This is a genomic window from uncultured Campylobacter sp. (assembly GCF_937973075.1).
Taxonomy (GTDB): Bacteria; Campylobacterota; Campylobacteria; order Campylobacterales; family Campylobacteraceae; genus Campylobacter_B.
Map to the genome: position 1 here is coordinate 24,214 of NZ_CALBWL010000046.1, position 8,446 is coordinate 32,659.

Below are 8,446 nucleotides of genomic sequence, written 5' to 3' on the forward strand. Positions count from 1 at the left end.
TTTCATTTATCCTTTAATCGCTCAAAAACAGCCCTATTGCTCGGCTTATCTAATTTCGCAATAACGGCGCTCGAAAGCTCGTCGAAATTCTCTATGCACTCATCCCTATTTTCGGGTAAAATTTTAGCTTCAAATTTCATCTTTTTTGCTAGCTTCATTACGGCGTCCAATACGGCTTCCATTTCGTTACTTTTAATCTCTAGTGCTATTTTATTCATCGCTAGCCCCTGTTTAAAATTTCCGCGATCTCCTTGGCGTGATAGGTGATGATCATATCCGCGCCAGCGCGCCTTATGCTTATCATCGTCTCCATCATCACGCGCTCATAGTCGATCACGCCCGCTTTTTTACCCGCCTGCAGTAGTGAGTATTCGCCGCTTACGTTATATGCGCAGATCGGCAGCAACGTGCGCTCCCGCAGGTCTCTGATCAGATCCAGATACGCAAGCGCCGGCTTTATCATCAAGATATCCGCTCCCTGCGCCTCGTCTTGCAGGCTTTCGTTGATCGCCTCAAATCTATTTGCGGGGTCCATCTGGTAGCTGCTGCGATCGCCAAAACTCGGCGCGCTCTCCGCCACGTCGCGAAACGGCCCGTAATAGCCGCTGGCAAACTTGCTCGAATACGCCATAATCGGCAAATTTTCAAATCCGCCGTGATCGAGCGCCTCTCGCAAAGTAGCGATAATGCCGTCCATCATGCCGCTGGGCGCGATCATATCCGCGCCCGCTTTGGCGTGGATGAGCGCTTGCTGCGCCGAAATTTCAAGCGTCGCGTCGTTATCCACCGTCTGATGTACATGATCGATGATGCCGCAGTGCCCGTGGTCGGTATATTCGCAAAAGCACAGATCGGTGATTACTAATAAATTTGGAAATTTAGCCTTTATCGCGCGCAGCGAAGTCGCGATGATGCCGTCCTCGCTTAGCGCATCCGAGCCGATACTGTCCTTTAGCGACGGAATTCCGAAAAGTAAAATTTTATCCAAACCGAGCGCCAAAAGAGCCTCGCACTCTTTTAAAATTTCATCGACGCTCATCTGAAATACGCCAGGCATCGAGGCGATCTCCTTTTTGATACCGCTTCCTTCCACGACAAAAAGCGGATAGATTAAAAAGCGGGTTTGCAGATCGGTTTGTCGCACCAGATCCCTAAGCGCAGGGTTTATTCGTAGCCGTCTAAATCGTTTAAACATTATTTTTCCTTTTTTAGCTAGAATTGCGGGATTCATAATATCACAATTGGAGTAAATTTAAGCATGGATATAAAAATTTCAGAGGTCGCAAATCTCCCCTCCCGCTTCGGAAGCTTCCGCGTTCAGTCGTTCAAGCAAGGGAACAAGGAGCATTTGGCGATATTTAAGCAGCCTTTGGAGGGCGTCGTAAACGTGCGGATCCACTCGGAGTGCCTTACCGGCGATGCGATCGGCAGCCTAAAGTGCGACTGCCGCGACCAGCTCGAAGCAAGCCTAAAATATATCGAGGGGCGCGGCGGCATGGTGATCTATCTGCGTCAGGAAGGGCGCAATATCGGGCTTTTTAATAAAATCAACGCCTACGCGCTGCAAGACCAAGGCCTTGATACGATCGAAGCAAATCATCAGCTAGGCTTCAAAGCGGACGAGCGCACCTACGAGATCGTGGATTTCATACTCGCTCATTTTGGAATTTCGCGCATAAATCTGCTTACGAACAATCCGCAAAAGCTACACGATCTGAAAGTCGAAGTGGTCGCGCGCGTGCCGATAATCATCACGCCGAATAAATTTAACGAAAACTATCTGCGCGTCAAAAAAGAGCAGATGGGGCATCTGCTGTGAAGCTTGCGCCGAGCGAGAGCTTTGGCGAGCAGGTTGCTAAATTTAAAGCCTGCCTGCAAAAATTTAACCGCGTCCATAGCCTCACGAATTACGACGATTTGGACGCAGTGGTACGCGACAGCCTAAGCGGAGCGAATTTCATACCGCGCTATCCGCGCATCGCGTGCGACATCGGCTCGGGGGCGGGCTTTCCGGGGATTTTTTTAGCGCTTGCACTGCCGCTGTGCGAGTGGCATCTATTTGAGCCCAACCGGAAAAAAGCGGCGTTTCTAACCTACACGAAGGTTAGCCTCGCGCTAGCTAACGTAAAAATCCACGCCGAGCGCGTGCAAGACGGCGCAAAGCTGCGTGCCGATCTGATAAGCTCGCGAGCGCTAATGAGCGCGCTAAATTTAATTGAAATTTGCCGCGACTTTTACGACGAAAACACGACGTTTTTACTCTACAAAGGCTCGGGCGCAGAGGCGGAAGCGGCAGAATTCCGCAAGGAATTTGCAGGCGCGAGCTGCGAAATTTTTAGCGGCGAAAACGCTTTGAAAAATAGAAAATTTTTAGTGATCAAAGGGGTAAAATAATGGGAAAAATTCTAGCCGTCGCCGTTATCGCGGCGCTCATATATTTTTTAATAGTGCCTAGATTTCGCATAAAGAAAAAGGACGATGCGACCGAGCTTTTGGCGTGTGACGAGTGCGGGACGTACTTTAGTAACGAGGAGCTTGCTCTGCGCGATAAAAAGCGCCTTTGCAAATCCTGCGAAGCCAAACTAAGGGGCGGCAAATGATCATCCTAGGCCACGCGCTCGTGCCCTACGAGCCGCTGCATCTCATCAAAAACGGCGACGAAGTTTTCAAATACGACAATCTGCTCTTTAAATTTAACGACAGGCTCATCGCCGCGGCGCAAAAGGCGCAGAAAAAATTTAGCGTCATCACGAACGATATAAATGAAATTTTGCTCGCAAACGGTGCAGGCGCGCGCTTCATCGTCGTGGATAAAAAATCAGCCACGACTGCGCAAAAGCTAGCAAACGATTATCTTTTCGACGCCAAGATTGCGATGTTTATCGGCTCTGCGCGAGCGTTAAAAAACTTAGCCGAGCTCGGCATCGACGCGGCGATCTTTAAAGACGCGATCGCAAACGCGCCCAAATCGCTACTTGCAAGCATCGGAGATAGCGTAGGTTTTAAATTTCACTTCGGGCTTCCGAAAAAAGATGAAATTTTCGGCGGCGCGCAAAAGCTCGCGGATAAAATTTCGGCCCTGGATAAAAAGCTAAGCGCGCCCGCAGCCGGCGAAAAGGACGATATATGGAAAAAATAGCAAAATTCTAAGCGAATTTGTTCGCGGGCGTAAAATTTCTATGACTCACGCAAATTAAAATTTCGCGCATAATTTTGCCTAGCCTCGCGGCTTAGAATTGCACGCGAGATTTCGCTCACTTACGCGGATCGTAATTCTACGCGGAATTTTGCACTCTTTCGCAAATTGGAATTTTGCGCGAAATCCCACGCATCCTCTGCGAAATTTTCCCGCTTATTCAATTTAAATTTTACGTAGAATTTCGTCTGTTCTCGCGACATGAAATTTCAAATATAATTTTACCCTCCCGTGCGATGCGAAATTTTACTAAATTTTCTACGCGCGATATAAAATCTACGTAAATTTTACTTGAGTAATTAGCGTAAATAAAATTCCGCCTCTGCCTACGCTTCATAGAATTTCGCGTAAAATTTACCCGCAGAGATGATATAAATTCTTAGTCATTATTTTAAAATTTACTCGCGTTTTAGCTACTTTTATATGCACGGTAAGGATTTTTTAAAGCTAAAATTTTATATAATTATGCGTTTCAAAAAGGCATATTTTGAGTACTAAATTCTTTCTAGCGATCCTTGCGATAGGCGTTATAATGGGGCTTTGCGCGGGGCTTTTAAACTTCGGCATCAACGAAATTGAAACTTTTGCTTTCGGGCATAATGATGAGGAATTTCACATTATTACGGAGCAAACCACTGCGCTTAGGCGCTTTCTTAGCGTCCTCGCAGCTGGCGCAATCGTAACTATAATTAGAATTCTGCTAATAAGACTAAAACCTTTTCTAAACGTAGCTTCGATGATGGATGGGCAAAATCCGCCGTTTTGGCAAAATTTAATCCACTCGGTTTTGCAGCTTGCAGCCATCGCCATGGGCGCACCGGTAGGCAGTGAGGCTGCTCCGCGCGAGCTGGGCGGCTTGTTTGCGGCTAAAATTTGCCGCGCCTTAAATATCGGTGGAGACGAGCTTCGGCTATTTGTCGCATGCGGCGCAGGAGCGGGACTAGGCGCTGCATATAACGTCCCGTTAGCGGGCGCGCTTTTTAGCCTAGAAATTTTGCTTAAAAGCTTTGATACTCGAGCGATTTTATGCGCCTTTGCCACTAGTGCGGTGGCCACAGCTACGGCGGAATTCGGAGCTTCAAAAGAAATTTATTACGCGGTTTCAAACTTCGCCCCTACCCCACAGAATTTACTCGCAGCAGCGCTAATCGGGCTTGTCACGGGGGTTGCGGCGAAATACTTCCAAGACGGGGTGCGCTTGTGCGAAAAGCTGCGCATAAAAAGCCTTAAAATCGCGCTTACACTGCCATTTGCATTCTTGCTTACCGCGGCGATCGGCGCATACGTGCCTGAAATTTTAGGTAACGGGCGCTCCGCAGCGCAGTTTGCCTTCGACTCCGCGTCCTTTAGCCCGTATTTGCTTGCGATCTTACTTTGCAAAGCGTTTTGCATTCTGATGATCTTTCGCTGCGGCGGATATGGCGGCACACTCACGCCGAGTTTCGCGCTGGGTGCAGTTTTGGGGCTATGCGTAGGATTTGCGATCAGCGAAATTTTACCGATCAGCCTAAGCGCAGCGGGCGTTTGCGGAGGGGCTGCCTTTTTAGCGATCAATCTAAACGCGCCGCTTTGCGCCTTTGCCTTAAGCGCAGGATTTTGCGGGCTAAATATAAACTCATATTCGGTCGTCGTTTTTAGCATCGTATGCGCCGTGATCGCTAGAAATTTACTGACGAAAAATTTAGCGTAGTCGCGGCGCTGATAATTCATACGCTGCAAATCTGAATAGACGGGCGCGGCAATGATGGTCCGAGAACCTGCCGTCGCGCATAGAGTGAGCGCCATAGGTCGCATCATTGGGCTAGGTCGGAGCCGTAAGGATATGCGCCTAAGCTGATCGTTGGTAAATTTAAGATAAAATTTTGCCACTTTAACCAAAGGAGAAAACATGGGTTTACTTTCATTCGTAGCCGAAGCAGGCAAGAAACTACTAGGTCTAGGCGATGACGCCAAATCTGTAAAAGACGAGATCGCCGCCAATCTCAGCTCGACGCCGGTAGAGGGGCTAGAGGTCGAGGTGCAGGGCGACACCGTCAAAATCAGCGGTAACGCCGATAAGGAAACTCTCGAAAAAGCAGCCCTCATCGCGGGCAACACCGCAGGCATCAAAAACGTGCAGATCGAGGGCATTAGAGAGGATAGCGCCGAGAACTACTACACCATCGTAAAGGGCGATAACCTATCTAAAATCGCGAAGAAATTCTACGGCGACGCAAATAAATACAAGGTTATTTTCGACGCCAACCGCGAGGTTATCAAGGACGCGAACCTCATCTATCCGGGACAGAAGATCAGAATTCCAAAAGTTTAAGCTCGCTTTTGAATACTGCGGCTTGATTTTGCAAGCCGCGGATTTGACTTTTGCGCGTATTGCGTTGCGTTCATGCGAGCCGTGATTTTATCAGCCCGCGGCGCAGTGCGACTTTGGCAAGCTAAATTTTACTAGTTAGCGAGGCCCTGCGGTTTTTTACGCTTTACAGAGTATGATTTTACAGACTGGCAGCACGAGCGCGGTTTTTTGCGGGGCGTGATTTTGAGCTGGCTGTGCAGCGCAGTTTTTAAACTATGATTTTATGAACCGATAGCGCGGCATGATTGTGTGAGCTATGGATTTTACAGACTGCGGACTTACGAGCCGCGGATTTGCTTTTGTAAGACGGATTTTGATTTTAAGTCGTGACGCAGTTTGGCGAGCCGTACGACGGCTGATAGTAGATTATCTGCCGCACCTGCGCGCTGCCATCCTATTTGAGAACATATAAAACGCTTTGAAATTCTATTTATAAAGAGCTAAATTTGGATAAATTTAAAATCAGCGCTACGCTAGAAAAGACCGAGTCTAGAGACTACGACAAATATCCGATAATCATCAAAGATAACTCGATAGAGATGATAAAGCTATATCTGCCGTTTCTATTTCTTTTAGATATTATTTCATACCTCTCTCCATATAGGCATCCCGGAGAGCTAACCAGACGGCCAAAAGAGCTAGGAAGCTGCTATATTAAATTTAAAAATTCCGCCATAGAGTATTTTTCTACGAAGAAGAATTTGATCTTATTTAAGATAGAACTATCAAATATAGTGGAGATTAAACGAACCTTCGGACCTTCCGAATTTCAATCACCGATTGCTACAAAAAAGTTTGGATTTTGCGTCGTTATGATCTACTTCGTTTTGATGTCCGCCGTTTTTTACTTTAAAGGCTACGCGATAGCCCCATTTATAGTGCCAATAGCATTTGGGCTCGGCATACTCCCGCTACTGATTTTTAGATTGATGAACGGACTAGGGCTTGGACTGGATATGCTAAGCGGCGATAGTTTGATTATCTTCGATAAGCACTTCATCATCGACGTCTCAATTTTAACGAGCAGGGAATACCAGGAATTAAAGACCTATTTTTTACTAAAAACGGGTAAAAATTTAGACAAAATTAGACCACAAATTTTTATATAAGCTAGGAGTAAAGAGCGGAATTTTAGACGTAAAGCAAAAATTTGATAAGCAGCTAAGCGATAAACATTTAGAAAATAGCCTCGTATGAAATCAAAATTTAATAAAGAGTTAGACGGACTAAATTATCTTTTAAGAGTTAAAAATTTTTAGCAAAAATACCGCTCAAATTTTATTAAATCCAAATCCTCACGTTCAGTTTTAAAATTTTAACGATACTCAAAAAGCTTAAAATTTCACTCTTTATTTCGCTTGCGGGATCGCGGCGCAGCACGCTTTCATAGACGCTAGGCTCGAAATTATCGCGCCCGGTGTACACGAAAATATGGATCCGCCGCTCTCTGATGCTCGCCCAGATCTGCGCTCCGAGCGCGTCGCCCACCGCCAAAAACCGCTCCATAAATGCGGGGGTTAGCACGTACATCGCGTTTTGCGGCTCATCGCTAAGCACTTTGTATCGCGCGGCAAATTCCACGTTGTCCATCGCAACGGGTTTTAGACCTACGTGCTGTTTATTTTGTATCTCGCGCGGGTAGATGAAAACGGGTGCGATGATGCGTTTGTTAAATTCCGCTACGAAAAACGCCCCCACAAGCTCGTGCTGCAAATTTTGATGGAAAAAACTCACGTCGCTAAACTCGAAGCTCACCCCCTGCCACGCGCCGCCTACGCGGTCATTGCCGCGCAGATTTTCGATAAACTCGAACAGATCGCTCTGCACCACGCGCCAAAACGGTACGCTGCCGTAGGAGACGTATTCGTAGCCGAGCTCGCGCACGAAAGGCGCCAGATAGTGCTGCTTGTAGCTTTGGCGGTATCGCCCCGTAAAGATCTCTTGCATGCTTTTTACGCCGAGCGCATAAAGCCGCGCCGCTAGCCACACCGCGAGCGCAAGCGCGGCTAAGCCTATCAACGCCTGCGGCAAAGCCGCGGAGTATTTGAAGATCAAAAACGAGATCGCGACCGCGCCAAATTTCAAAATATTTTCCGTGCCGATGAGATCCTTTTGCCAGCCGTTTAAGTGCACCTCTTTAAGGCTTACGGCGAGCGAGGCGACCGCCAGCAACACGAGCATCGTCGCGCTAAAGCTCTGCGCGCCCTGCCTATCTGCAAAATACGCGATAGCGCCGAACACCGCAAACAAGGCGATCGTGCTTACGGCGACGATAAACTTTAGCTGCTCCACGTGCTTTTTCGCGTCCAGTCGCAGGCGCTCCAGATCATAAATAGTCAAAATTTCGCCCCTCTTTAAATTTGCCCGCAATTTTAGCGAAATTCTAGGAATTTTGGAATTTCAAAGCTCACTCGTCCGCACATAATGCGAATTTTTTATATGAATTGTACACAGCGCCCCAAATTTAAGGATAAATTCAAAACTCTAAGTTTAAAATTTCGCCGTAGCGGGGCGGCGCGCAGAAGTGAAATTTCGCATAAAAGCAGCGGTAAATTTCGGTGTGCGGAAGTTAAATTACAAGGCATAAATTTGCTACGTAGAATTTTCAAGGCTCGATTCAAAGCGTTATTGGCGCGAGGCTTGAGATCGGTATAAATTTGCTACGTAGAATTTCAAAGCGGGATTTTCTAGCTAAATTTTTAAAAGCAAATTTCAGTAAAATTTCATGACGCAGAATTTCAAATTAAAATTTTGCAAAGTAAAATTTTGCAAAGTAAAATTTTGCAAAGTAAAATTTTGCAAAGTAAATTTCAAAGCGAAATCTCGCGCCAAAAACGTCGCTGCACGCAAATCAAATCATGGAGCAAAAATGAGATATATTTTCGGGCCCGTCGCCTCGC

10 protein-coding genes are annotated in these 8,446 nt (G+C 46.9%); 7 read left to right on the forward strand and 3 right to left on the reverse strand.

Annotated elements, in window-relative coordinates:
- Positions 1 to 2: 2 nt before the first annotated feature.
- The gene (locus Q0274_RS06110; RefSeq protein ID WP_298028351.1) at positions 3 to 218 is read right to left on the reverse strand and encodes a hypothetical protein; all 216 of its coding nucleotides are present in this window, start codon (positions 216 to 218) and stop codon (positions 3 to 5) included.
- Positions 219 to 220: 2 nt separating this feature from the next.
- Positions 221 to 1,195, reverse strand: a complete 975-nt coding sequence (gene hemB / locus Q0274_RS06115; protein WP_298028352.1) for a porphobilinogen synthase — start codon at positions 1,193 to 1,195, stop codon at positions 221 to 223.
- A gap of 63 nt (positions 1,196 to 1,258) precedes the next feature.
- On the opposite strand from hemB, the gene ribA reads away from it, so the two are divergent.
- The 7 genes from ribA (at position 1,259) to Q0274_RS06150 (ending at position 6,655) form a co-directional block, all read left to right on the forward strand.
- Complete coding sequence (gene ribA / locus Q0274_RS06120; protein WP_298028353.1) at positions 1,259 to 1,819, forward strand: GTP cyclohydrolase II; 561 nt, start codon at positions 1,259 to 1,261, stop codon at positions 1,817 to 1,819.
- Positions 1,816 to 2,394 carry a 16S rRNA (guanine(527)-N(7))-methyltransferase RsmG gene (rsmG, locus tag Q0274_RS06125; RefSeq protein ID WP_298028354.1) on the forward strand — a complete coding sequence of 193 codons (579 nt, stop codon included), beginning with the start codon at positions 1,816 to 1,818 and terminating at the stop codon, positions 2,392 to 2,394. The genes ribA and rsmG overlap by 4 nt, the downstream gene beginning before the upstream one ends.
- Positions 2,394 to 2,600 (forward strand): hypothetical protein, encoded by a 207-nt coding sequence (locus tag Q0274_RS06130; RefSeq protein ID WP_298028355.1) that lies wholly within the window; start codon positions 2,394 to 2,396, stop codon positions 2,598 to 2,600. The genes rsmG and Q0274_RS06130 overlap by 1 nt, the downstream gene beginning before the upstream one ends.
- Positions 2,597 to 3,139 carry a hypothetical protein gene (locus Q0274_RS06135; protein ID WP_298028356.1) on the forward strand — a complete coding sequence of 181 codons (543 nt, stop codon included), beginning with the start codon at positions 2,597 to 2,599 and terminating at the stop codon, positions 3,137 to 3,139. Before Q0274_RS06130 ends, Q0274_RS06135 begins: the two co-directional genes overlap by 4 nt.
- A gap of 544 nt (positions 3,140 to 3,683) precedes the next feature.
- Positions 3,684 to 4,886 (forward strand): chloride channel protein, encoded by a 1,203-nt coding sequence (locus Q0274_RS06140; RefSeq protein WP_298028358.1) that lies wholly within the window; start codon positions 3,684 to 3,686, stop codon positions 4,884 to 4,886.
- Positions 4,887 to 5,084: 198 nt separating this feature from the next.
- Positions 5,085 to 5,507, forward strand: a complete 423-nt coding sequence (lysM, locus tag Q0274_RS06145; protein WP_298028360.1) for a peptidoglycan-binding protein LysM — start codon at positions 5,085 to 5,087, stop codon at positions 5,505 to 5,507.
- Positions 5,508 to 5,992: 485 nt separating this feature from the next.
- Entirely contained in the window at positions 5,993 to 6,655 is a 663-nt protein-coding gene (locus tag Q0274_RS06150) for a hypothetical protein (RefSeq protein ID WP_298028362.1), read from the forward strand.
- A gap of 172 nt (positions 6,656 to 6,827) precedes the next feature.
- Here the strand turns inward: Q0274_RS06150 and Q0274_RS06155 are convergent, their stop codons facing one another.
- Positions 6,828 to 7,886 carry a DUF3137 domain-containing protein gene (locus Q0274_RS06155; RefSeq protein WP_298028364.1) on the reverse strand — a complete coding sequence of 353 codons (1,059 nt, stop codon included), beginning with the start codon at positions 7,884 to 7,886 and terminating at the stop codon, positions 6,828 to 6,830.
- Positions 7,887 to 8,446: the final 560 nt, after the last annotated feature.